The 22199-nt window shown below is 68.5% G+C and carries 25 protein-coding genes; 22 read left to right on the top strand and 3 right to left on the bottom strand.

All coding sequences use genetic code 11. The features are described from left to right. The first annotated feature begins 42 nt into the window (after nt 1-42). From J4O73_RS09870 to greA, 4 genes are all read left to right on the top strand, one after another. Complete coding sequence (locus tag J4O73_RS09870; protein ID WP_426216808.1) at nt 43-1053, top strand: cell wall hydrolase; 1011 nt, start codon at nt 43-45, stop codon at nt 1051-1053. A 282-nt stretch (nt 1054-1335) separates the two neighbouring features. After that, nucleotides 1336-1917, top strand: a complete 582-nt coding sequence (locus tag J4O73_RS09875; RefSeq protein ID WP_426216810.1) for a hypothetical protein — start codon at nt 1336-1338, stop codon at nt 1915-1917. A gap of 89 nt (nt 1918-2006) precedes the next feature. Continuing rightward, nucleotides 2007-2993, top strand: a complete 987-nt coding sequence (locus tag J4O73_RS09880) for an MDR family oxidoreductase (protein WP_426216812.1) — start codon at nt 2007-2009, stop codon at nt 2991-2993. A 43-nt stretch (nt 2994-3036) separates the two neighbouring features. Beyond that, the gene (gene greA, locus J4O73_RS09885) at nt 3037-3513 is read left to right on the top strand and encodes a transcription elongation factor GreA (RefSeq protein WP_426216814.1); all 477 of its coding nucleotides are present in this window, start codon (nt 3037-3039) and stop codon (nt 3511-3513) included. Here greA and J4O73_RS09890 read toward each other — a convergent pair. Next, a complete protein-coding gene (locus J4O73_RS09890; protein ID WP_426216816.1) occupies nt 3503-4387 on the bottom strand; it encodes a LysR family transcriptional regulator in 885 nt (294 codons plus the stop codon). The genes greA and J4O73_RS09890 overlap by 11 nt on opposite strands. A 118-nt stretch (nt 4388-4505) precedes the next feature. Between J4O73_RS09890 and wrbA the strand changes: the two genes are divergently transcribed. Continuing rightward, nucleotides 4506-5102: an NAD(P)H:quinone oxidoreductase gene (gene wrbA / locus J4O73_RS09895; protein ID WP_426216818.1), complete on the top strand. Its 597-nt coding sequence runs from the start codon at nt 4506-4508 to the stop codon at nt 5100-5102. A gap of 172 nt (nt 5103-5274) precedes the next feature. Here the strand turns inward: wrbA and J4O73_RS09900 are convergent, their stop codons facing one another. After that, complete coding sequence (locus J4O73_RS09900; RefSeq protein ID WP_426216820.1) at nt 5275-6273, bottom strand: L-threonylcarbamoyladenylate synthase; 999 nt, start codon at nt 6271-6273, stop codon at nt 5275-5277. A 122-nt stretch (nt 6274-6395) separates the two neighbouring features. Here J4O73_RS09900 and J4O73_RS09905 point away from each other — a divergent pair, with 122 nt between their 5' ends. The 13 genes from J4O73_RS09905 (at nt 6396) to yciA (ending at nt 17822) form a co-directional block, all read left to right on the top strand. Then, entirely contained in the window at nt 6396-8135 is a 1740-nt protein-coding gene (locus tag J4O73_RS09905) for an acyl-CoA dehydrogenase (protein WP_426216822.1), read from the top strand. Between the two features lie 10 nt (nt 8136-8145). Further along, on the top strand, nt 8146-8904 hold the full coding sequence (locus J4O73_RS09910) for an enoyl-CoA hydratase-related protein (protein WP_426216824.1): 759 nt from the start codon (nt 8146-8148) through the stop codon (nt 8902-8904). A 39-nt stretch (nt 8905-8943) separates the two neighbouring features. Beyond that, complete coding sequence (locus J4O73_RS09915; protein WP_426216898.1) at nt 8944-9753, top strand: SDR family NAD(P)-dependent oxidoreductase; 810 nt, start codon at nt 8944-8946, stop codon at nt 9751-9753. Between the two features lie 231 nt (nt 9754-9984). Further along, nucleotides 9985-10389: a helix-turn-helix domain-containing protein gene (locus tag J4O73_RS09920; RefSeq protein ID WP_426216825.1), complete on the top strand. Its 405-nt coding sequence runs from the start codon at nt 9985-9987 to the stop codon at nt 10387-10389. 143 nt (nt 10390-10532) lie between these two features. After that, nucleotides 10533-11711: a methionine adenosyltransferase gene (gene metK, locus J4O73_RS09925; protein WP_426216827.1), complete on the top strand. Its 1179-nt coding sequence runs from the start codon at nt 10533-10535 to the stop codon at nt 11709-11711. 7 nt (nt 11712-11718) lie between these two features. After that, nucleotides 11719-12474 carry a tRNA (guanine(46)-N(7))-methyltransferase TrmB gene (gene trmB, locus J4O73_RS09930; RefSeq protein WP_426216829.1) on the top strand — a complete coding sequence of 252 codons (756 nt, stop codon included), beginning with the start codon at nt 11719-11721 and terminating at the stop codon, nt 12472-12474. A gap of 132 nt (nt 12475-12606) precedes the next feature. Further along, nucleotides 12607-14313, top strand: a complete 1707-nt coding sequence (locus J4O73_RS09935; RefSeq protein ID WP_426216900.1) for a sensor histidine kinase — start codon at nt 12607-12609, stop codon at nt 14311-14313. A 250-nt stretch (nt 14314-14563) separates the two neighbouring features. Then, on the top strand, nt 14564-16105 hold the full coding sequence (locus J4O73_RS09940; protein ID WP_378966984.1) for a DEAD/DEAH box helicase: 1542 nt from the start codon (nt 14564-14566) through the stop codon (nt 16103-16105). 94 nt (nt 16106-16199) lie between these two features. Then, entirely contained in the window at nt 16200-16385 is a 186-nt protein-coding gene (locus J4O73_RS09945; protein ID WP_378975231.1) for a YegP family protein, read from the top strand. Between the two features lie 110 nt (nt 16386-16495). Continuing rightward, nucleotides 16496-16732, top strand: coding sequence for a type II toxin-antitoxin system Phd/YefM family antitoxin (locus J4O73_RS09950; protein ID WP_426216831.1), 237 nt, complete (start codon nt 16496-16498; stop codon nt 16730-16732). A gap of 3 nt (nt 16733-16735) precedes the next feature. After that, a complete protein-coding gene (locus J4O73_RS09955; RefSeq protein ID WP_426216833.1) occupies nt 16736-17152 on the top strand; it encodes a PIN domain-containing protein in 417 nt (138 codons plus the stop codon). Between the two features lie 113 nt (nt 17153-17265). Next, nucleotides 17266-17403 carry a hypothetical protein gene (locus J4O73_RS09960; protein WP_378966982.1) on the top strand — a complete coding sequence of 46 codons (138 nt, stop codon included), beginning with the start codon at nt 17266-17268 and terminating at the stop codon, nt 17401-17403. Nucleotides 17404-17411: 8 nt separating this feature from the next. Next, nucleotides 17412-17822: an acyl-CoA thioester hydrolase YciA gene (gene yciA, locus J4O73_RS09965; protein ID WP_426216835.1), complete on the top strand. Its 411-nt coding sequence runs from the start codon at nt 17412-17414 to the stop codon at nt 17820-17822. On the opposite strand, the gene J4O73_RS09970 is transcribed toward yciA, so the two are convergent. Continuing rightward, on the bottom strand, nt 17815-18384 hold the full coding sequence (locus J4O73_RS09970; RefSeq protein ID WP_426216837.1) for a superoxide dismutase family protein: 570 nt from the start codon (nt 18382-18384) through the stop codon (nt 17815-17817). The genes yciA and J4O73_RS09970 overlap by 8 nt on opposite strands. A 93-nt stretch (nt 18385-18477) precedes the next feature. On the opposite strand from J4O73_RS09970, the gene J4O73_RS09975 reads away from it, so the two are divergent. From J4O73_RS09975 to J4O73_RS09990, 4 genes are all read left to right on the top strand, one after another. Continuing rightward, nucleotides 18478-19209 carry a TlyA family RNA methyltransferase gene (locus J4O73_RS09975; RefSeq protein WP_426216839.1) on the top strand — a complete coding sequence of 244 codons (732 nt, stop codon included), beginning with the start codon at nt 18478-18480 and terminating at the stop codon, nt 19207-19209. Next, nucleotides 19206-20441, top strand: a complete 1236-nt coding sequence (locus J4O73_RS09980; protein ID WP_426216841.1) for a class I SAM-dependent RNA methyltransferase — start codon at nt 19206-19208, stop codon at nt 20439-20441. Before J4O73_RS09975 ends, J4O73_RS09980 begins: the two co-directional genes overlap by 4 nt. A 54-nt stretch (nt 20442-20495) precedes the next feature. Beyond that, nucleotides 20496-20762, top strand: a complete 267-nt coding sequence (locus J4O73_RS09985) for a hypothetical protein (protein ID WP_426216843.1) — start codon at nt 20496-20498, stop codon at nt 20760-20762. Nucleotides 20763-20893: 131 nt separating this feature from the next. Then, nucleotides 20894-21898, top strand: coding sequence for a magnesium transporter CorA family protein (locus J4O73_RS09990; protein ID WP_426216845.1), 1005 nt, complete (start codon nt 20894-20896; stop codon nt 21896-21898). Nucleotides 21899-22199 lie beyond the last annotated feature (301 nt).

Below are 22199 nucleotides of genomic sequence, written 5' to 3' on the forward strand. Positions count from 1 at the left end.
GAAACCCACCTACGCTGGCTCTCGGCGGTATTTACGCCGTGGATGGCCGGGCTGGGCTTGCTGGTCTCCTTCACGGCAAGCGCCGGAACCGAGAGCACGGTCGGCTCGGGCGTGCTCGGCGCCGCCGATATCCGGCGCGTCGCTCCGGCCATGCCACCCGGCACCGCCCTGATCGGCGCGGCGATGCGCCGGATCGGCGAGGATCCGCTCCACCCCGAACCCGTCGCCTTCTCCCGCGAAGCGGGTCTCGCGATGCTCTTCGGCGACGTGACCGGCGGCGTCAGCGGTCTGCTTACGGCGGGCCCGGCCGTTTGGGACGCCGAAGCCGAGCCGACCTACAGCTTCGTCCCCGTTCCCGATCTCGGGCTGACCACCGGCACCGACAGCGCCGCGTCCACCGGGGCCGCCAGTGCCGACCAGACCGGCGATGAGGACGAGAACCGCTTCGACGGTTCCACCCCCGCCGTGCCCAAGGCCGTCGCCCTGTCCTCGACCACGCCCGCCCCGACGGATGCGATCCCCGTCGAGATCACGGCCGCGAGCCTCGTGATGCCGGACTATCCCCTTCGCAGCGGACAGGAGGTCGAGCCTACACCGTCCGACGCGCCCCGCAGCCGCTATGCCGATCTGATCGACCCGGAGGCGCAGGACAAGGAGACGCGCTGCCTGTCCGAGGCGGTGTATTTCGAGGCCCGTAGCGAATCCGAAACCGGTCAGGCGGCCGTCGCCCAGGTCGTGCTGAACCGGGTGAAGAGTGGTCTCTACCCGCCGAGCATCTGCGGCGTCGTCTATCAGAACCGCCATCGCTACATGGGCTGCCAGTTCTCCTTCGCGTGTGAAGGCAAGTCGCTGCGCATCACGGATGCCTCCGCCTGGGACGATGCGAGCCGTGTCGCCCGCTCGGTGCTGGAGGGGCGCACCTATGTTGCCGAAGTCGGCGGCGCGACCCATTACCACGCGAATTACGTTCGGCCCGGCTGGTCGCGCCGGATGCGAAAGCTCGACGTGATCGGCCGCCACATCTTCTACGGCCTGAAGCCGGGTCAGACCTGAGCCGACTCCACCCCTCAAGGTGATTTTCGAGCCCCGCTCGGCCCAGGCCGGCGGGGTTTTCTATTTGGTATCGGAGAGTCCAAGCTCAATTGGTTCCGTACGATTGCGAGCAACAGTTAACGGACGCGCCGGCAGCGTCTACGCAGTTGTGCCCATAGATTAATTTTACTCTGATTCGCGGTATCGATTGCGGATTTGATCGAGGTACTGCTTTTCTCGTTGAGCGTAGGCGCAGCAGTGGCTGTGCCCTTGAATTTATAGTGCTTAACGAGGTCTGTTACGATGCGTGCCCGGGCCGCCAGTTTGTTCACGATCGCCGCTGCCCTCGGCGGATCGCTTCTCGCCGGACCGGCCATGGCCGGTGGGTGCTATGGGGCCGAATGCTATCGGTATGCGACGACCCCGCCGGTCTACGGCACAGTGCAGCAGAACGTGCTGGTGCGCCCGCCTCGCACGGTCTACCGCACCATCCCGCCGGTCTACGACACCGTCGAAGAGCGGGTGATGGTCGCCCCCGGCGGGCGCGTCTGGCAGGAGAGCCGAGGTCCCGGCGGTGAGTTGATCGGCTGCTGGGTCGAGACCCCGCCGCGTTTCGCTATCCGCCGCCGTACGGTCGTCGTGCGTCCGGCCGAGACGATCCCCGAGACCTATGCCCCGGAATACGCCACGGTGAGCCGCCGGGTGCTGGTCGCGCCGGCGCGGGCCGGGTGGGTGCCGGTGGGTGGCGGCTATGGCGGGTACCGGGGTTACGGCGGCCCGGTGGTCGGGTCGATCCCGGATGCGTTCGGCATCACAGGCGCCAGCTCCGCCGATATCGGCGTCGGGCTCGGCTTCTCCCGGGGCAGCATCTACGACGGATATTGAGTGACGAACGGCCCGGATCACCGATCCGGGCCGCCTTGATTCCGGCCGTCTGCGGCGTACCTCCCCGCCATAAACGGGAGGACCGAGCGATGGGCACGTTCAAGGCGTGGGTTGTCGAGAAGAACGAGGGCGGACAGAGCCTCGCGTTCCGCGATTTCGACGAAGCCGACCTGATGGAAGGCGATGTCACCGTCCGCGTCAGCCACTCGGGCCTCAACTACAAGGATGGTCTCGCATTGACGGGCAAGTCGCCCGTGGTGCGCCGCTTTCCGATGATCCCCGGCATCGACTTCGCCGGTACGGTCGAGACCTCGGACCATTCCGCTTACAAGCCCGGCGATGCGGTCGTGCTCACCGGCTGGGGCGTCGGTGAGACGCATCTCGGCGCCTATGCCGAGAAGGCACGCGTGAAGGGCGACTGGCTCGTTCCCCTGCCACAGGGCCTCTCGCCCGAGCAGGCCATGGCGGTGGGCACCGCAGGTTATACCGCGATGCTTTCCCTGATGGCGCTCGACGCCCATGGCGTGACCCCGGCCGACGGGCCTGCCCTGGTGACGGGCGCCTCCGGTGGCGTCGGCTCGGTGGCGGTGGCGTTGCTCGCGCAGGCAGGCTGGCACGTCATCGCGTCGACGGGGCGTCCTGGAGAGACGGACTATCTGAAGGGCCTCGGCGCCGCCGAAATCCTCGACAGGGCCGAGTTGGAAAAGCCCGGCCGCCCGTTGGGCAAGGAGCGCTGGGCGGCGGCGATCGATGCGGTCGGGTCCGCGACCCTCGCCAACGTGCTGGCCATGACCAAGGCGGACGGTGCCGTCGCCGCCTGCGGCCTCGCCCAGGGCATGGATCTGCCGACCTCGGTCGCCCCCTTCATCCTGCGCGGTGTCTCTCTGCTCGGCATCAACAGCGTGACGACGCCTCTGCCCAAGCGGCGCGAGGCCTGGGCGCGGATCGCCCGCGAACTCGACCTCGACAAGCTCGCCGCCATGACGCGCAAGGTGACGCTTCCGGAGGTCGGTCGGCTCGGAGACGAGATCCTCAGCGGCCATGTCCGGGGTCGCACCGTCGTGACGGTCGGCTGAGGCCGACTGGAACCGTCGCCATATCGAACGTGTTGATCTCTCCATGAGCGTCGCATTCGTCAAAGAGCCCGAGGGTGGGGAAGCGTTCGAGAACCTTCCCGACCGGCCGATCTCGCCCCACACCAACTTCGTTACGCCGGACGGTCTGAAGCAGATCGAGGCCGAAGTCGCGCGGTTGGAGCGTGAGGTCGCCTCCCTCGATCCGAACGACAAGGCGGAGGATTCCCGCATCGGACGGGACCTGCGCTATTGGGCGGCCCGCAAGAACACCGCGCAGATCGTGGAGCCCAAGGGCGGCGACACGGTGCATTTCGGTGCAACCGTAACGGTGGTGCGCGAGGACGATTCCGGCAAGGAAACGAAGCAGACCTTCCGCATCGTCGGCGAGGACGAAGCCGATCCGCACAAGGGGTCGATCTCCTACGTCGCGCCGCTGGCCCGTGCGATCACCGGCAAGAGTGTCGGTGACGTGGTTGAGGTGAACGGCCACGACGTCGAGATTCTCGAGATTAAAGGCTGACGCTTGTCCCCTCGAAGGCCGGGCGCTGAGGCATCATTGCGGCGGCGACGTGGTCCATGAAAGCGCGGACACGTGCCGCCCGGCGCAGGTCCTGATGCGTCAGAATCCAGAGATCCGCGCGTAGCTCGGGCTCCGGCTCCTTCAGCCTCGCAAGGGCCGGATCGGCATCGCCCTCGAAGCACGGCAGCAGCCCGATGCCGATTCCGGAGGCGATGGCGTCCCGCAGCGTCGTCACCGCGTTGAGGCGGATCACGATCCGCTCCGGTGGTACGCGGGCCTTGATGAAGCGGCTCAGCATGCCGCCCGCCACGCCCTCGCCGAGCCCGATCCAGCGTTCGTCGGCGAGATCGCCATAGTCGCGACCGGCCAGGCCGTAGATCGCCCAGGACAGTCCGGTCAGGCGCCGCCCGACCAGGGTCTCGTCTGGTCCCTGGCTCGCACGGAGGGCGACGTCCGCGTCCCGCCGCGACAGATTCAGGGTCTCCTCCGCCACGATCAGATCCAGCCGCACGGCCGGGTAACGGCGGGAGAAATCCGCCAGGATCGGCATGAAGACGGGCCCGGCGAGGCCGACCGGCGCGGTCACGCGCAACTCGCCTGCCACCTCCTCGGAGCCGCCCGCCACGACTCGAGAGAACCCCGCAACATCCGCCTCGATCCGGCTGGCGGCCTCGATCATCGCCCGCCCCGTCGGGGTCGGAGCGTAGCCTGAGCGTCCCCGCTCGAAGAGGCGTGCGCCGACCGCTTTCTCGACGGCACCGAGGCGCCGGAATGCGGTCGAATGGTCGATCCCCAACGCCTCCGCCGCGCCGGTGAGGCCATGCCCATCGGCCACCGCTTTCACGAAACGGAAATCGTCCCAGCTCGCAGACATCGCGCCTCCTTGCAGATCTGCAAGGATGGTCTTGCATCTGCGGGCTTCCTGCAAGCGGCGCATCGCGCGATGGAGCGTCAGGGCGCCACGAACGGCGCAGCGAACAGGAGAGTCAGCCGTGGCCAAGATCCTCGTGCTTTATTACTCGACCTACGGTCACGTCGAGCAGATGGCCTATGCCGTCGCCGAGGGCGCCCGCGAGACCGGCGCCGAGGTGGTCGTGAAGCGGGTGCCGGAGCTGGTCCCGGAGGAAGTCGCCCGGCAGAACCATTTCAAGCTCGACCAGCAGGCGCCCGTCGCGACCGTGGCAGAGCTGGCCAACTACGACGCCATCATTTTCGGTACGCCGACCCGCTACGGCAACATGGCCTCGCAGATGAAGCAGTTCATCGATCAGACCGGTGGCCTCTGGATGAAGGGTGCCCTGGTCGGCAAGGTCGGCTCGGTCTTCACCTCGACCGCCTCGCAGCATGGCGGCCAGGAAACCACCCTCACCAGCTTCCACACGGTGCTGTTCCACCACGGCATGGTCGTGGTCGGGCTGCCCTACGCGTTCCAGGGTCAAGCGGGCGTCGAGGCGGTGAAGGGCGGCACGCCCTACGGCGCCAGCACCATCGCGGACGGCGACGGTTCCCGCCAACCGAGCCAGGTCGAACTCGATGGCGCCCGCTTCCAGGGCAAGCACGTCGCGGGCATCGCGGCGAAGCTCGCCTGAGCGAACGACCAGAGGCTGACCCCCTCGTCTACGGGAGCGATGGCAGGTCGACCTGAAGGCAAAAGAAAAGGCTCGGATTGCTCCGAGCCTCGAAAGGTTGAAGGCCGTATGGGGGCTGAGTGGCCTTCCTGATCAATGAACGGGTTGGCGGCCGACTTGTTCCCGAAAAAGTTCAGCGCGGCGCCGCAGCCCGGCCGAGCCTGTCGCGGATGGCTTCGCCTAATCCTTCGGGGGAGATCGGAACGACGGCGATCGTCTGCGCGCCCGAGGCGTCGAGGTCACGCAAGGTGCCGAACAGCCGGGCTGCCGCCTCGGCGGTGTCGCCTCGTTCGCTGAGGTTCATGGAGGCGCAGGCCTCCTCGAATCCTTCGGGCCGGAACGCCCCGAACAGGAGAACCGCCTCACCCTTTGCGATGCGTGTCGCGTCGAGGCGCACGCGGGCATTCGGCGCGTAATGCGAGGCGAGGAGCCCTGGCCCGACCGGGGCGTGGGAATCGGCCTCATCTGGCCCGGCAGGATCGTAGCCGAGCACATCACGCAGGCGTTCGCGGGTGATCCCGCCCGGCCGCAGCAGCCGCGCTCGACCGCCGAGGCAGGCGACCACCGTTGATTCCAACCCGACTTGCGTGTCGCCCCCGTCGAGGACGGCTGCGATGCGACCGCTCAGGTCTTCCAGCACATGGGCCGCTCGCGTCGGGCTGACCCGGCCGGAGCGGTTCGCCGAGGGACCGGCCAAGGGCCTGCCGAAGGCGTCGAGCAGGGCGCAGGCCGCCTCGCTGACCGGAACACGCAGGGCGACGCTCGGCAATCCGGCGCGGGCGAGGTCGCAGACCTCTGTCTGCGCCGAGGCCGGAACGACGAGGGTGAGAGGACCGGGCCAGAACGCCGCTGCGAGCGTGTTCGCCTCCGCATCGAAGGCACCCTGCCTCCGTGCGGATTCCGTGTCGGGCAGGTGCGAGATCAGCGGATTGAAGCTCGGTCGAGTCTTGGCCGCATAGATCGCCGCGACGGCCGCGGGCTCGGTGGCGTCGCCGCCGAGCCCGTAGACGGTCTCCGTCGGAAAGGCGACGAGCCGCCCGGCGCGCAGGAATGCCACCGCCTCCGCGATGCCAGCGGAATTAGCCGAGAGAAGCCGGGTTTCGGCCGGGACCGTTGACCCCGGATTGCTCATGCGGGATGCCATCTGCGGCGGCATCGCGCCGCCTTGCGGGTTGAGACGTCAACCGCCCTAGCGCCGGCGGCGGGGCGGGGTCAAACCCGTATCGTGCCGGGAGGAGACGGAAAGGACATCCCATGAGCTACCGTGCGCCCGTCTCCGAGATGCTGTTCACCCTGCGCCACGTCTCCGGGCTGGACGGCGTCGACCCCGACGATGCGGAGGCGATCCTGAACGAGGCCGGGCGCATCGCGGGCGATGTGCTTGCCCCGCTCAACCGCGTCGGGGACAGGCACGGGACGCAATTTTCGGATGGGAGCGTGACCACGCCGCCGGGCTGGCGCGAGGCCTATGCGACCTTCACGTCCGGCGGCTGGAACGGATTGTCGGCCGATCCCGACCATGGCGGCCAGGGTCTGCCCAAGGCGATCGAGGCGGCCTGCACCGAGATGTGGAGCGCGGCGAACCTGTCCTTCGGCCTCTGCCCGCTCCTGACCCAGGGCGGCATCGAGGCGTTGGCGGCCCATGGCTCGGACGAGTTGAAGGCACGCTACCTGGAGAAGCTCGTCTCCGGCGAGTGGCCCGCCACCATGAACCTGACCGAGCCGCAGGCGGGCTCCGACCTCGCCCTGCTGCGCAGCCGTGCCGAGGCGGTCGGCGACGGCTCGTACCGGATCACCGGCTCGAAGATCTACATCACCTATGGCGAGCACGACCTCGCCGAGAACATCGTCCACCTCGTCCTCGCCCGGCTGAAGGATGCGCCCGCCGGGACGCGGGGCATCTCCCTGTTCCTCGTGCCGAAGGTGCTTCCGGACGGCTCGCTCAACGATCTCCGCTGCTCCGGGATCGAGCACAAGCTCGGCATCCATGCGTCGCCGACCTGCTCCATGGCCTTCGGCGACAACGGTGGAGCCACCGGCTGGCTGATCGGCGAGGAGAACAAGGGGCTCGCCTGCATGTTCACGATGATGAACGCGGCAAGGCTCGGCGTCGGCGTGCAGGGTGTCGGCATCGCGGAGGCGGCGACGCAGAAGGCTCTCGCCTATGCGGCTGAGCGTCGGCAGGGCAAGGCGATCGGTTCCGCCGAGGCGACGAGTCCCATCATCGCCCACCCGGATGTGCAGCGCATGCTGCTGACGATGAAGGCCTATACGGCGGTTTCGCGCGCCATCTGCTTCCTCACCGCCGCCGCGCTGGATGCCGCCCATGGACCGGAGGGGAAGGCGGCCCACGACAGGGCCTCGCTTCTCACGCCCGTGGCCAAGGCGTTCTCCACCGACATCGCCAACGAGGTCGCCTCGCTCGGCGTGCAGGTCCATGGTGGCATGGGCTTCGTGGAGGAGACCGGCGCGGCGCAGTTCCTGCGCGATGCCCGCATCCTCGGCATCTACGAAGGGACGAACGGCATCCAGGCCATCGATCTCACCGCCCGCAAGCTGCCCCTCAACGGCGGTGCGACGGCGCGGGGGCAGATCGCCTGGATGCGCAAGGCGGCGGAAGGTCTGCTCAAGAATGCCGACCCTGCCTTCGGCCACATGGCGGCGCGCCTGCGGAATGCCATCGAATCCCTCGACCGGGCGACGAGCCACCAGCTCGCGGTGCTCACCTCGAACCGGCCCGAGACGGCACTCGCCGGGGCGGCACCGTATCTGCGTCTGTTCGGCTTGGCGCTCGGCGGCGCATCCCTCGCCCGTGCGGCCCTGGCCTCGGCGGCGGCGCTCAAGGCGGGCGAGACCGATCCGGCCCATGCGGGTCGCATCGCGCTGGCCCGGTTCTACGCGGAGAACCTGCTCCCGGCCGCGGGCGGATTGGAGGAGGCGGTGCTCGGCGGCGGCGCCTTCACCGACGATGCCGCCCTGGCGCTCGCCGTTTGAGGAGGGGGACATGACCGAACACGTCACGATCAGCGACGGCGGGAACGGCGTCCGCCTGATCGTCATCGACCGGCCGCAGAAGAAGAACGCCCTGACCGGCGCCATGTACGACGCGATGCGCGTAGCGCTCGAAGAGGCCGACGCGTCGGAGTCGATCCGCGCTTTGGTCTTCGCTGGGCAACCCGGCATGTTCAGCGCAGGCAACGACCTCGCGGACTTCCTCGGCCAGGCGCGGAACGGCTTCAGCGATGCCCCGGCGCTTCGCTTTATCCGCCAACTCGCCCGCACCGACACGCCCATGATCGCGGCGGTGGACGGCATCGCGGTCGGCATCGGCGCGACGCTGACGCTCCATTGCGACCTCGTCTATGCGAGCCCGGTGGCGCGTCTGCGCATGCCCTTCGTGGAACTCGGCCTCGTGCCGGAGGCCGCATCGAGCTACCTGCTGCCGCTTCGGGTCGGGCGGCTGAAGGCCACCGAATTGCTGCTCCTGTCGGAGATGCTGGACGCGGATGCGGCCGTCGCCCTCGGTCTCGTCAACGCGGTCCTACCCGCCGACATGCTGGTGGATCATGCCCTCGCGCAGGCGGCCCGGCTCGCCGCCCTGCCGCAGGGCGCACTCGCCGCCTCGCGGAAACTGATCCGGGGCGACCGGGACCGGGTCGAGGCCGCCCTGGAAGCGGAAGCGACGGCCTTCGACGCGCAACTGCAATCACCGGAATCGCAGCAGCGGCTGCAAGCCTTCCTGTCGCGCTCGAAACCCGCCTGATCCGTGCCCACGCCCGATCTTTCCGGCAAGGTCTGCCTCGTGGCCGGCGCCTCCCGCGGCGTGGGGCGGGGGATTGCGCGCGCCCTGGGGGAGGGCGGGGCGACGGTGATCGTCACCGCCCGGTCGAGCGAGACCGGCCCGCGCACCGAGATGCGCTCCGAAGCCATCGAGGACACGGCACGCGAGGTCGATCTCGCCGGGGGTAAGGGACATCATTACCTCTGCGATCATCGCTCCGAGCGGGCGGTTGACGAGATGGTGCACTGGGTGCTCCGCCGCTTCGGCCGGATCGACGTCGCCGCCTGCGCCGTCTGGGGTGGCAACGAGGGCTTCGACGGGACGCGCTACGCCGATGGTTCGACCTGGGGCACGCCGTTCTGGCGCCGGTCGGCCGAGCCGTATCTCACGCTCATGCAGGCCGGGGCGCTCCCCGCGCTGCTGCTGGCGAGAGCGGTGGCGCCCGCCATGGTCGCTGCGCGCTCCGGCGTCCTCGCGCTCATCACCTTCGGGGCTGACGAAACCTATCTCGGCGACGTGTTCTACGATTCGGCCAAGGCGGCCGAGGCTCGCCTCGCTTTCGCCTTCGGGCGGGAACTGGCGGATCACGGGGTGACGGCGCTGGGCCTCTCGCCGGGATCGGTGGCGACCGAGCGTGCCCGCGAGATCGGGCGCGACGAGCCGGACAGCGAGACGCCGCTCTATGCGGGGCGCGCGCTCGCGGCGCTCGTGGTCGATCCGGATGTCGCCGCCCTGTCGGGCCGGGTCCTCCACGTCGGCGATCTCGCGCGTCACTACGACTTCACCGACGCCGACGGCTCGCAGCCTGCGCGAATGCGGCTTCAGGATTGAGTTTCGGCGTCGGCACAGGAATAGCCGTATGCGGTTCGCCGCTAATGTCTGATCTGGTACATAAGACGTCAGTTTGCCATAACCGTGCGAACGGCGCCCTTTGCTTCACCGGTGCCGGAGGGGACTGGGTCGGCTCGTGCCGTGACAAATTGTCAGCCCGCAGCTAAGCTTGCGGGCGTTCGTGCGTCACCGTGCGGGCCCGACAGCAGCAGGAGGTTCGAGAGTTTCTCGATGGCAGGCCAGAAGACGGACCAGCGCGACGTTTATATCGGTCAGCGCATCGCCGAGCAGCGGCGGAAGGCCTCTCTGACTCAGCGACGGGTCGCGCAAAGCTTCGGTATGTCCGCAGCTCAATTACAGAAATACGAGAAGGGCACCAACCGCATCAGCGCCGTGCATCTCGACATCTTTTCACGCATGATCGGCGTGCCGATGGAGTATTTCTTCCGCGGTATGCCGAGCATCGATGAAGGTCCCGAGGGATTCGCGGAAGAGGCACAGGCTCCGTTCTCCGAGGGGGGGCTGACGGGGCTCGCGGAACTGGTTGGTCGTCACATCAACGAGACCTTCCCGGACGAGGCCCGCCGCGATATCGCCGCCGCCGTTCACGTACTGGAGCGTCGGCTCCGCACCTGATCCGACGTTTCCATCGTCCTTTATAACGAACGAGTTCGGCGGATCGTCTTGACCGTCCGCCGGGCCGGTGGGAAAAGCCTTGCCCCAAGGGTGCGGAGCCGCATTGGCCGGACGCCCGCTTCCCAAGGCGACGAGATCACTCAATGGCGCGCTCGAACTATCTCTTCACCAGCGAGTCCGTGTCCGAGGGACATCCGGACAAGGTGAGCGACCGGATCTCCGACACCGTCGTGGATGCCTACATCGCCGCCATGCCGGAGGCGCGCCTGGGTGTGGAGACGCTGACCACGACGAACCGCGTCGTGATCGCCGGTGAGGTGCGCGGCCCCGATTCGGTGACCTTCAAGGATCTGGAGGAGCTGACCCGCGAGGCCGTGAAGGAGATCGGCTACGAGCAGGACGGCTTCCATTGGAAGAATAACGAGGTGCAGATCTACCTGCACGCCCAGTCCGCCGACATTGCCCAGGGCGTCGACGCGGCCGGCAACAAGGACGAGGGTGCGGGCGACCAGGGCATCATGTTCGGCTACGCGTCGGATGAGACGCCCGAGCTGATGCCGGCTCCGCTCTTCTATGCCCACAAGATCCTGAAGGATCTCGCCGACGCCCGGAAGGCGAAGGAGGGCGATGCCGCCAAGCTCGGCCCGGACGCCAAGAGCCAGGTGACCGTGCGCTACGAGAACGGCCGCCCGGTCGAGGTCAGGCAGATCGTGCTGTCGACCCAGCACCTCGATGAGAGCCTCGATTCGGCCGACGTGCGCGCCATCGTGGAGCCCTACATCCTCAAGGCCCTGCCGCAGGGTTGGGTGAACGAGGGCACCGTCTGGCACGTCAACCCGACCGGTAAGTTCGTCATCGGCGGTCCGGACGGCGATTGCGGCCTCACCGGCCGTAAGATCATCGTGGACACCTATGGCGGCGCGGCCCCGCATGGTGGCGGTGCCTTCTCCGGCAAGGATCCGACGAAGGTGGACCGCTCGGCCGCCTACGCCGCGCGCTACCTCGCCAAGAACGTCGTGGCCGCCGGTCTCGCCTCGCGGGCGACGATCCAGCTCTCCTACGCCATCGGCGTGTCCAAGCCGCTGTCGATCTATGTCGACCTGCACGGCACGGGGAAGGTGGACGAGGCCAAGCTCGAAGCCGTCCTGATGGACGCCATCGACCTTTCGCCTCGCGGCATCCGCACGGCGCTCGGCCTCAACAAGCCGATCTACGCCCGCACCGCCGCCTACGGGCACTTCGGCCGGGCCCCCGAGGCGGATGGCGGCTTCTCATGGGAGCGCACCGACCTTGCCGACAAGCTGCGGTCGACCCTCGCCTGACCCTGCCATGATCGGGAGGGCGGATGTCCCTCCCGAGCCGGAGGGAAGCGACGAGACCGGACCGGAGGAGGCGGAGCGCGCCTTCTTCGGCCGCCGCAAGGGCAAGCGCCTGCGGGATGCCCAGGAAACGCGCCTGGAGACCCTGCTTCCCGCGCTGAGGATCGATCTGCCGCCGGGCGGCGGCCGGATCGACCCGCTCACTCTGTTTCCGCAAATGAAAGCCGGGCCGGATGAGGTCTGGCTCGAGATCGGCTTCGGCGGTGGCGAGCATCTCGCCGCCCAAGCCGCCGCGCATCCGCGCATCGGGTTCATCGGCGCCGAGGCGTTCGTGAACGGGGTGGTGAAGCTCCTGGCCGATGTGGAGGCGCGCGGCCTCGACAATGTCCGCGTCCGTGACGGGGACGTCGCCCCGCTGCTCGCCCGCCTGCCGGATGCCAGCCTCGGGCGCATCAGCCTGCTCTATCCCGATCCCTGGCCCAAGCGGCGCCAGCGCAAGCGACGTTTCGTCTCGGACGAGTCGCTCGTCCAAATCGCCCGCCTTCTGAAGGATGGCGGCACCTTCCGCTTCGCCAGCGACATCGACGATTACGCAGGCTGGACCCTGGCGCGGGCGGCCCGTAGCCCCGATCTGCACTGGGACGCGACCTCCTCCCGCGATTGGCTGAAGCCTTTCCCGGGCTGGCCCGGCACCCGGTATGAGGCGAAGGCGATCGCCACGGGTCGGCGCCCGACCTACCTGGAATTCGCCCGGAAACCCCGCTGACAACTCGAGTCCGACAAAAGGTCAGACTTGCCGCCGCCACGCTTGAGCCCCATCCTTGGGACGCGGGGTGGTCGGCGATGGCGGCAGCCGAGATGTCTGGCTCGGACGTGCCGCGTGTCCAAGGGTTCTGGCGTGACGGGAAGGGCACAGCACGATCCCATCGACGTTGACGCGCGCCGCTCGGCTTTCGACGGCGCCCTCGTCGGACTCGCCCTTCTGTCGAGCGACGGGAGCACGGTCGTCGTTGCCAACCCGGCCCTGCACGCCCTGTTGGCCCGGCCCTCCGGCAGCCTCGACGGCGCGCCTTCCACCGATCTCGCGACCGGGCCGTCCTCCCTCTATTCCGGCATCCGCGTCTGGCGCCGGGCTGATGGCGTCGAGATCGACGTCCGGGTCCGACGCTCCGGCGATACCCTCGTGGTCGAGGCGGTCGATCCCGACGAGGCCGCTCATTCCGAGGCCAATCGCGACGTGATGGCCGAGGCCGGGCTCGGCGAATGGCGCTGGGACCGGGCGAGCGGCTACGTCACCCTGTCCCACAGGGCCGCCCGCATCCTCGGCCAGCCGCCCGGCCGGTCGGTGACCTGGGGCGTCCTGCGGCCGTTCCTCATCGAGCCGGAGCGCGTCGCCCTGCTGGTCGAGCAGGCGGTGACGAGCCTCGAACCCTATCGGTTCGAGACCCGCCTCGCCATCGAGGGGCGCGGTGTCGTGGTGCAGGTGAGCGGGCAAGCCCTCACCGACGAGAACGGCGCCTTCACCGGCATGGTCGGCGTGGTGCAGGACATCACCACCCGGATCGAGACCCGCAGCGAGTTGCAGGCGCACGATCACCGCCTGCGGGCCGCGACGGCCGTGGCCCGGCTCGGCATCTTCGAATGGCACATGCTCGACGACCACGCGGTGTGGGAGAACGACCGCATGTTCGAGATCTTCGGGCATGCTCCCGAGGATGGCACGATCGGCAAGACCGAGTTCCTCAACGGCATCCTCCACCCCGAGGACCGGGCGGAGGTGCGCAAGGCGATCTCGGCGGCCCTGCGCGAAGACCGCGACCTGCACATCAGCGGCCGTATCCGGCGCAAATCCGACGGGGCATGGCGCACCATCGACATGGCGGGCCGGTTCGAGCGCGATGCGCCCGACCGGCTTCCCCGCCGCCTCATCGGGGTGGTCGCGGATGTGACCGACCGGCGCCTCGCCGAGGAGCGGCAGACCCTGCTGATCCGCGAATTGCACCATCGGGTGAAGAACACCCTGGCCACGGTTCAGGCGATCGTCGGCTCGACCGCCCGCACGGCGACCGACATCGACAGCTTCTACGAGGCCTTCGTCGGGCGCATCAAATCGCTGGCCCACACGCATTCGGTGCTGACCGAGGCGACGTGGCAGACCGCCTCGCTCACGGGGCTCCTCGTGAACGAGTTGCGCCCCTATGCCGAAGTGGCGGAGGCGGGCGGCGAGGATGGGCGGGTCGTCCTCGAAGGGCAGCCGATCGATCTGCCCTCGGACATCGCCGTCCCCATCGGCATGGCGATCCACGAGTTGACCACCAACGCCGCGAAATACGGCGCCCTGTCCAACCGCACCGGCCGCGTCACCGTCGCGTGGGATCTGGAGCCGGGCGGCCCCGCGGGGACGTTGCGCCTGACTTGGCGCGAGACGGGAGGTCCGCCGGTCCAGCCGCCCCGCCGCCAGGGCTTCGGCTCTCGGCTCCTGCAGCGGGTGTTGATCACCCAGGTCCAGGCCGAGGTCACGACGGACTACGCGCCGGACGGCTTCTCGTTGACCATGCGGGCGCCCCTGCCGAAGCGGAACGCCAGCCTCAACCCGCTGGCGTAAAAGGTCCCCGCCATTGACTTCCACGCCGCACCGCAGCATATGCGGGGTGCAGCGTCAGCGGTCGCATAGACGGACCGCCTGAGGGGGCTGCGTGACGGACGGGCTTCAGCGCCGCGGTCCGGCCCCCCTCTTCATAACGTGCATGCACCCGGACGGCCCCATCACGCGGGCTTTCCCCACTCGACGGACCGCCCATACGATGCCGCTGCCTCTCGCGCGGCCGGCCGGTCCCGCTGCGACGGATACCGACTTGACCCAATTTTCCGATTTCGGCCTCGCTCCGCCCGTGCTCCGGGCGCTCGACGAGGCCGGTTACACGGCGCCGACCCCGATCCAGGCGCAGGCGATCCGCCCCGCCATGGAAGGCCGTGACCTCTGCGGCATCGCCCAGACCGGCACCGGCAAGACCGCCGCTTTCGCCCTGCCCATCCTGCACCGCCTCAGCCTCGAGAACCGTCGCGCGCCGCGCCGTGGCTGCCGCGTGCTGGTGCTTTCCCCCACCCGTGAGCTGGCCAACCAGATCGCGGATTCCTTCTCCGATTACGGCAAGCACCTGCCCTTCACGAACACCGTGGTGTTCGGCGGCGTCACCATCGGCCGCCAGGAGCGGGCATTGGCGCCGGGCGTCGACATCCTCGTCGCCACGCCGGGCCGCCTGATCGACCTCGTCGATCGCCGTTCGCTCACCCTCGAAGGGGTCGAGATCCTCGTCCTCGACGAGGCCGACCAGATGCTCGACCTGGGCTTCATCCACGCCCTCAAGCGCATCGTGCGGATGCTGCCGGAGCAGCGCCAGAGCCTGTTCTTCTCGGCCACCATGCCGAAGAACATCGCCGGTCTCGCGGCGCAGTACCTGTCCGATCCGGTTCAGGTCGCGGTGACACCGGTCGCCACCACGGCCGAGCGCGTCGAGCAGCAGGTGATCTTCGCCCATACCGGCGCGAAGCAGGCTCTGCTCGGCCACATCCTGCGCGATCCGGCGATCGACCGGGTGCTGGTCTTCACCCGCACCAAGCATGGCGCCGACCGTGTGGTGCGCGGCCTTGACAAGGTCGGCATCGCGGGTGCGGCGATCCACGGCAACAAGAGCCAGCCGCAGCGCGAGCGCGCCCTGCAGGCGTTCCGCGACGGCGAGTGCCGTGTGCTGGTCGCGACCGACATCGCCGCGCGCGGTATCGATGTCGAGGGCGTCAGCCACGTGGTGAACTTCGATCTGCCGAACGTGCCGGAGAGCTACGTCCACCGCATCGGCCGTACGGCCCGTGCCGGCAAGGACGGTCTCGCGATCTCGTTCTGCAATGACGAGGAGCGGGCCTACCTGCGCGACATCGAGCGTCTGACCCGTCAGAAGGTGCCGGTCGTCGGCTTCCCCGAGGGCTTCGTGGCGCCGTCCGGTGAGGCCGCCGCCGAGATCGCCCGCGAGGAGGCTCGCCGTCCCCCGCGCCAGCAGCAGCAACCGCGCGGCGGTCGCCAGCAGGATGGCCGCGGCCGTCCCGGCCAGGGCCGTCCGCAGCAGGGCCGTCCTGAAGGGGGGCGTCCCGCCGGACAGGGCCAGGGCCGTCCGGCCCAGCATGGCCAGGGTCGACCCGCTCAGGGTGGTCGCCCGGCCCAGCAGGGCCGTCCGGCGCAGGGTGGTCGCCCCGCGCAGGGTCGCGACGGTCAGGCCCGCGACGCCCGTCCGCAGCAACCCCGGTCCGGCCGTGACAATCGTCCGCGCCAGGGCGAGGGGGGGGGCCGCGCCAACAACGACGGCCGCAGCATCGGCTGGCTCGACCGCGCCCCGCGCTCGTAAGTGAACCGTCTTCCGTACGGACGCAGCGCTCTTATCTTGAAGGCATCCGCCCGCGACGCTCCACGCGTCGCGGGCGCTTTCTTGGGAGATTGCGATGCGCTTCGAACTCTACCGGGATGCCGGCGGCCAATGGCGCTGGCGCCTGCGCGCCCGCAACGGCGAGATCGTCGCCGAATCAGGCGAGGGTTATGTCCGCCGCGAGGATTGCGAGCACGGCATCGACCTCGTGCGTCAGAGCGCCGAGGCGAAGATCGTCGATATGACGACGCAGATCGCCTGAGGATGGGAGCCCTCGACGTCCGCACCGGCGAGGGCTCCCATCGGTGAGACGTTGACGCTTCCGGCGCTCCCGCGATATTATGACCATATGGTCATTAAGGGAGGGCGCAGGTGAAGAGCGTCCCTGTGGTCGAAGCGAAGGCACATTTTTCTGCGCTGCTTGCCGAAGTCGAAGCAGGTGCGGAGATCGCTGTTACCCGCCACGGCAAGGTGATTGCGCGGATCGTACCCGATCACCCGCAGAGCGCCGCCGACATTTTTCGGGATTTCTGGCCCGATGCCGATGAGATCGATCTGATCAAGCCCGAAGATCGTCCCGCAGAGCCTGTGGCATCGTGGGACGACTAATCGGTGTCACGCCTTTATCTGCCTGATACGAATATCTTCATCGCAGCATTGAAGGGCCGTGCTGAGATTCGTGAGCGTCTCGAAGTCGAATCGGCAACGACAATCCGTCTCTCGACGATCGTACTCGGCGAACTCGAATTCGGGGCTGAAAAGAGCGCCTACAGCGAACGAAATCGCGCCCTGTTGTCGGCGTTGGCACGGAGGCTCCCCCTGGTCGGTGTCGATCAGAACACGACCCGTCATTACGCGCGGATAAGACTGCACCTCGAGCGCAACGGCACGCCGATCGGGTCGAACGATACCTGGATTGCCGCTCAGGCCCTCGCGATCGATGCGATCGTCGTGACCGACAATCTCCGCGAATTTTCCCGCGTGCCCGATCTGCGCGTCGAGACGTGGTTGCAGGTACGGAACAACTGACCGCGAATACGAAGGCCCGCCCATCGCGCCTCCTGGCTACCTGCGCTATGGTGCCGTTTCGGCACGGTCGGCGTCAGATCCGGCTGGCCGCGAGGAAACGCGGACTTTTCGTCATGAACGATATCGCCGAGCGGCACGCGGAGGCGCGCCCGTCGCGTGACCTCTGGCAATCGATCCCACTCGATTGCATCCTGTCCGCACTGTTCGTGTTCGTCGCGGCGGGGCTCACGCTCGCCGGGGTGTTTCCCTGAGGGCGGTCATGCAGGATTCGGAGACAGTCACCGGCCATGCCGCCGAGGAGATGCCGCAGGGCGATCTCACCGTGCGCACCATCGCCATGCCGGCCGACACCAATGCCAACGGGGACATCTTCGGCGGCTGGGTGCTGTCGCAGATGGATCAGGCGGGCGGCATCGCAGGGGTGGAGCGCGCGCGCGGCCGGGTCGTGACCGTGGCCCTCGATGGGATGACGTTTCTCCGCCCCGTCGCAGTGGGCGATGTGCTCTGCGTCTATACGCGCGTGTCCCACGTCGGACGCACCTCGATGAAGATCGAGGTCGAGGCCTGGGCGCGGCGATTCCGCACCCAGCATCGCGAGAAGGTGACGCGGGCGACCTTCACCTTCGTCGCCATCGACGACGAAGGCCGCCCGCGCGCGATCCCTACTTGATCACGCCGCAGGCGATCCGGTCGCCTGCGCCGCCGATCGGCTGGGTGGTGTGATCATCCTCGTTGGCGTGGATGATCAGGGCCGAGCCATCGCCGTCCTTCAGCCCGCCTTCGCCGGTCAGGGCGGTCTCGGACGAGACCTCGGCATTGGCCGAGCCATCCGGGTTGGCGAAGATGTTGGGGAGGTCGCCCTCGTCCGGCCCGTCCGGGTTGAGCAGGCCGTGCTTGCTCTGATCGTGATTCACATGGGCCTTGGAGTTCATGAACTTCGGGTCCGAGCAATCGCCGACCGCGTGGAAATGAAGGCCGTGCCAGCCGGGCGGCAGGCCGCCGGGCTGGATGGCCACGCGCATGACCAGGGTATTCGCCCCGTCGCGGATCGAGAGCTTGCCGATCGTGTCGCCCTTGGCGTTCTTGATCGCGCTCTCATAGGTCTCTGGGGTCGCGGGCTTGGCGGCGTCTTTCGCCGGTTCCTTGGCCGGTTCCTTGGCGGGCTCTTGCGCCATGGCTCCGCCTGCCGCGAGGCATCCCAGTGCTGCGAGCAACGTCAGCGTGCGTGTCATACGATAGCCCTCTTGTCTGGCCGCGGTTAGGTAGGGGTCGCGAGCGGCGCCGACAGGGTGTCGCGCAATCCGCCCCCACGAGACCGGAGAGTGATGAACCGCGAGCGCCAGAGGGCCGACCTCTTCCTGTTGGAGCATGGCCATTTCGAGAGCCGGGCCAGGGCGCAGGCCGCGATCCGCGCGGGCCGCGTGCGGGTGGACGGGCGCGTCCTCGTTCGCGCCTCGGAGACGATCCCGCCGGGCGCCCTCGTAGAGGCCGAGCCCGAGCATCCCTTCGTCTCGCGCGGAGGGCTGAAGCTCGCCGCCGCCCTCGACGCCTTCCGGATCGACCCGGCCGGTCTTCCCTGCCTGGATGTCGGTGCCTCGACGGGCGGCTTCACCGACGTGCTGCTCACGCGCGGCGCGAGCCTAATCCACGCGGTCGATGTCGGTCGGGACCAGCTGCACCCGCGACTGCGGGGGGATGCGCGCGTACGAAGCCTCGAGGGGGTCGACATTCGCAGCCTCGGGGTGCTCGATCCGGTGCCGGAGCTCGCCAGCATCGATGTGAGCTTCATCTCGCTGCGCCTCGTGCTGCCTGCGGTGCTGCCGCTCCTGGCGCCGGGTGCGACCCTCGCCGCGCTGATCAAGCCGCAATTCGAGGCGGGCCGCGAGCGTGTAGGGCGCGGCGGGATCGTGCGCGACCCGCTGATCCACGCGGAGGTCTGTGAGACGGTGCGCGCCCGTCTCGAAGCGAGCGGCGCCACGATCCTGGGCCTCGTCCCATCGCCAGTCGAGGGCGGCGACGGCAATACCGAATTCCTGATTGGGGCCAAGCTGCCGTGAGTGAGAGCGTCGAGATCATCCGCCTGGGGGCGAAGGGCGACGGCATCGCCGATGACGGCACGATCGTGCCCTACACCCTTCCCGGCGAACGCGCGGAGATCCGGCGGGAGGGCCAGCGCGCCGAGTGCCTTGCCATCGAGCGCACCGCACCGGACCGGGTCGAGCCCTTCTGCCCCTATTTCATGCGCTGCGGCGGTTGCCGCACGCAGCATCTGGCCCGCGACGCCGAACTCGCCTGGAAGCGGAGCATCGTCGCAGGCGCCCTGTCGCAGGCAGGGCTCGACGTCGAGCCGCAACCCGCCCTCGACGCCCATGGCGAGGGGCGGCGGCGCATCACCCTGCATGTGCGCTTCGTCGAGGGACGAACGGAAGCAGGGCTGATGGCGGCCCGCAGCCACGAGCTCGTGCCCCTCGATGTGTGTCCGATCACCGTGCCCGCCTTGTACCGCGCACCGGACGTCGCCTGCGCTTTGTCCGTTCCCATCGGAGGCGGGCGCAAGCCCCTCGACGTCGCCGTGACCGCGACCGACCAGGGGCTCGACGTGGACCTGCGCGGCCACGGGCCGGTGTCTCCCGGCGCCAACGCGGCCCTGGTGAGGCTCGGCGGAGAACTCGGCCTCGCGCGCCTGTCGCTTCATGGCGAGCGGATCATGGAGGCCGAGCCGGTCAGCGTTCCCGGAGAGGCCGGGCGCCTCTACCCGTCGCCCGGCGGCTTCCTCCAGGCAACAGCGGCGGGGCAGACGACGCTCACCCACCTCGTGCTCGACGCCCTGGGACCGAAGGTGAAGCGGGTCGCCGACCTATTCTCCGGCTGCGGTCCCCTGGCGCTCGCCATGGCGACCAAGGCCTCCGTCCATGCGGTGGAGAGCGAGGCGGCGGCGCTGGCGGGTCTCGATCGCTCGCTACGGGCGGCCACCGGGCTCAAGGGGATCACCATGGAGCGACGGGACCTGTTCCGTCGCCCGCTGCTTCCCCTCGAACTCAACGCCTACGATGCCGTGGTCTTCGATCCGCCCCGCGCCGGGGCCGAGGCGCAGGCGCGCCAGCTCGCGGCGTCGAAGGTGCCCCTGGTGATCGGCGTCGCCTGCGATGCCGGTACGTTCGGCCGGGACGCATCGATCCTCGCAGCGGGCGGCTACCGGCTCGAGACGGTGACGCCCGTCGACCAGTTTCGCCACGCCGGCCATATCGAGATGGTCGGCGTTTTCCGCCGGGCCAAAGCCAAGCGCTGATCCGACGCAACTGCTGCGTCCGTCGTACGTTTTCCCGCTGACGGAGACACGACGATGGCCGCCAAGCTCGCTTCCCTTCTGTTCGCTTCGCTGCTTCTGCCCGGCGCTGCATTCGCGCAAAGCCGCGTGGCGCCGGACGAGACCGGGACGGGTGGCGGGCCCGGCTCCACAATCACCGCGCCCTATACGAACAGCCTGGGTGTGACGAAGCCCCCGGGCACCTCCCTCGGCGCAGGTGAGGTGCGTCCCGCCCGCGAAGAGCAGCGGGAGCGCGCCCTGACCGGCCGGATCGAGAGCAGCATCTGCAAGGGTTGCAACTGACGCGGCCTCCGGCACGACTGTCACGGAACCTTCAAGAAACGGCGCCACATGCGCACGGCCCCTTGCGCCTCCCGCTCGCCTGCGGGATGCGGGGTCCGCCCCAGACGCCGTGTCCCTGAAGAGATTCCCGCGTGATCTTCATCCATCAGCTTGTGACGGAGGCAGGCCAGCACCTGCTCGAGCGCCGGGCCGTGAACCTTCAGGACGTGATTCCGGAGACGGCGCTCTGGCTCGACCTGATCCGCCCGACACGGGAAGAGGAGCTGAAGGTCGAGGAATTCGCCGGGATCGAGGTGCCGACCCGCGAGGAGATGAAGGACATCGAGCCGTCCGAGCTTCTCTACGTAGAGGACGGTGCCCGCTACATGACCGGCCGGGTACTGTCGAAGGTGAGCGACTCGGAGGAGCCGGGTCTCGCGGGCATCACCTTCATCCTGCGCGGTAACCGCCTCATCACGGTCCGCCACGAGGAGCCGCAGGCGTTCCGCATGTTCGCACAGCGGAAGGGCCGGGCAACCGGCAACGGGCAGGCGGTCGCGGCCTCGGGTGACGCGATCCTCGCCGGGCTGATCGAGGCGGTGATCGACCGGGCGGCGGACGTGCTTCAGCTCCAGGGCGAGCGGATCGACCGGCTGTCAGGCTCGATCTTCGAGGTGCAGGAGGATCCGAGCGCGCGCAACACCGCCCTTCAGGACACGCTCCGCGCCCTGGGCCGCCACGGGGATCTCATCTCCAAGCAGCGCGAGAGCCTCGTATCCATGGAGCGCATCCTGTTGTCGCTCTCGGCCATCTATCGGAGCAACAAGGCCCCGCGCGACCTGCGTGAGGATGTCCGCTCCACCCTGCGCGACCTTCAATCGCTGGAAGAGCACGCCACCTTCCTCTCGACCAAGATCCAGTTCCTGCTCGATGCCACGCTCGGGCTCGTGAACTTGGAGCAGAACAACATCATCAAGCTGTTCTCGGTCATGGCCGTGGTGTTCATGCCGCCGACGCTGATCGCCTCGATCTACGGCATGAACTTCAAGTCCATCCCCGAACTCGATTGGTCCTTCGGCTATCCGATGGCGGTGGTGATGATGGTGGTGGCCGCCGTGCTGCCCTACGCCTTCTTCCGCTGGAAGAAGTGGCTTTAGAGCCGTATCCGACCGAGCCGAGCCGCCCCCGTCAATGGATTCCCGGCCGTCTTTGCGAGCGCAGCGAAGCAATCCAGGGGGACGCACCGTTCTGAAGCGTCCCGCTGCCATGGATTGCTTCGCTACCGCTCGCAAAGACGGAGGCACGTGAGCCAACTTCATCGAAGACGGCTCTAGAGCGTTTTCGGTCTGAGCTGAGTCGGTCGTGCGGGGTTCACTTGGCGGTATGAGGCTGATTCATTGCGCGCTCCAGATGAGGAGCGAGGCATGGGCCGACCCTACAGCCAGGACCTACGCGAAC

The sequence above is a fragment of the Methylobacterium sp. NFXW15 genome (assembly GCF_049887755.1).
In the GTDB taxonomy this organism is placed as follows: Bacteria; Pseudomonadota; Alphaproteobacteria; order Rhizobiales; family Beijerinckiaceae; genus Methylobacterium.

Bases quoted from the DNA above. Each gene is read 5' to 3' on its own strand.
- J4O73_RS09870 (WP_426216808.1), top strand. From the start codon at position 43: ATGGCCGGGCTGGGCTTGCTGGTCTCCTTCACGGCAAGCGCCGGAACC.
- J4O73_RS09875 (WP_426216810.1), top strand. From the start codon at position 1,336: ATGCGTGCCCGGGCCGCCAGTTTGTTCACGATCGCCGCTGCCCTCGGC.
- J4O73_RS09880 (WP_426216812.1), top strand. From the start codon at position 2,007: ATGGGCACGTTCAAGGCGTGGGTTGTCGAGAAGAACGAGGGCGGACAG.
- greA (WP_426216814.1), top strand. From the start codon at position 3,037: ATGAGCGTCGCATTCGTCAAAGAGCCCGAGGGTGGGGAAGCGTTCGAG.
- J4O73_RS09890 (WP_426216816.1), bottom strand. From the start codon at position 4,387: ATGTCTGCGAGCTGGGACGATTTCCGTTTCGTGAAAGCGGTGGCCGAT.
- J4O73_RS09900 (WP_426216820.1), bottom strand. From the start codon at position 6,273: ATGAGCAATCCGGGGTCAACGGTCCCGGCCGAAACCCGGCTTCTCTCG.
- J4O73_RS09905 (WP_426216822.1), top strand. From the start codon at position 6,396: ATGAGCTACCGTGCGCCCGTCTCCGAGATGCTGTTCACCCTGCGCCAC.
- J4O73_RS09910 (WP_426216824.1), top strand. From the start codon at position 8,146: ATGACCGAACACGTCACGATCAGCGACGGCGGGAACGGCGTCCGCCTG.
- J4O73_RS09920 (WP_426216825.1), top strand. From the start codon at position 9,985: ATGGCAGGCCAGAAGACGGACCAGCGCGACGTTTATATCGGTCAGCGC.
- metK (WP_426216827.1), top strand. From the start codon at position 10,533: ATGGCGCGCTCGAACTATCTCTTCACCAGCGAGTCCGTGTCCGAGGGA.
- trmB (WP_426216829.1), top strand. From the start codon at position 11,719: ATGATCGGGAGGGCGGATGTCCCTCCCGAGCCGGAGGGAAGCGACGAG.
- J4O73_RS09945 (WP_378975231.1), top strand. From the start codon at position 16,200: ATGCGCTTCGAACTCTACCGGGATGCCGGCGGCCAATGGCGCTGGCGC.
- J4O73_RS09960 (WP_378966982.1), top strand. From the start codon at position 17,266: ATGAACGATATCGCCGAGCGGCACGCGGAGGCGCGCCCGTCGCGTGAC.
- yciA (WP_426216835.1), top strand. From the start codon at position 17,412: ATGCAGGATTCGGAGACAGTCACCGGCCATGCCGCCGAGGAGATGCCG.
- J4O73_RS09970 (WP_426216837.1), bottom strand. From the start codon at position 18,384: ATGACACGCACGCTGACGTTGCTCGCAGCACTGGGATGCCTCGCGGCA.
- J4O73_RS09975 (WP_426216839.1), top strand. From the start codon at position 18,478: ATGAACCGCGAGCGCCAGAGGGCCGACCTCTTCCTGTTGGAGCATGGC.
- J4O73_RS09985 (WP_426216843.1), top strand. From the start codon at position 20,496: ATGGCCGCCAAGCTCGCTTCCCTTCTGTTCGCTTCGCTGCTTCTGCCC.